Origin of the sequence: Desulfobulbus alkaliphilus (assembly GCF_016918545.1) — a bacterium.
In the GTDB taxonomy this organism is placed as follows: Bacteria; Desulfobacterota; Desulfobulbia; order Desulfobulbales; family Desulfobulbaceae; genus Desulfobulbus; species Desulfobulbus alkaliphilus.
This window is the reverse complement of the sequence record NZ_JAFFQC010000419.1, coordinates 1-391: the sequence shown is the minus strand read 5'-3', so window position 1 is coordinate 391 and position 391 is coordinate 1. Positions and strand designations below refer to the sequence as shown.

The following is a 391-nucleotide window of genomic DNA, read 5'->3' as shown; positions in this document are numbered from 1 at the left end:
CGTCCTGTTCCCACCCGTCTGCGCATGGGACTGGTGATGCGGCGTGACATGGCGTTTGGCGAGTTAGGCGACGTGGAGGGCGCGTTGCGGGCCGAGGGCGTGGGCCTGGCCCCGATCTCGACGGGCGACGCCAGCCTGATCGCCGGCGGCGTGACCGTGCTGGCCACCGCAACGGCCAAGGACATCGCCGAGGGGCGTCTGAAGGGTCTAGTCGTGCCAGGCGGTTCGACGGACGAGGCGTCGCTGGCGGCCGTGCGGTCGCTGATCGACCTGGCGCGCGCCAACGGTCTGACGGTCATCGCCTTCGCGGACGGCGTTGCGCTGGCGGCCGACAGCTTCGGCGTGCCGGCCCAGGCCGAGGGCGCGGTGTTCAAGGACGGGGGGGTGACCC

At 72.4% G+C, this 391-nt stretch carries 1 protein-coding gene; it reads left to right on the top strand.

Annotated features, from left to right (window positions below):
* Nucleotides 1–48: 48 nt before the first annotated feature.
* On the top strand, nt 49–391 hold a 343-nt coding region (locus tag JWG43_RS21195; protein ID WP_205244496.1), incomplete at its 3' end, for a hypothetical protein.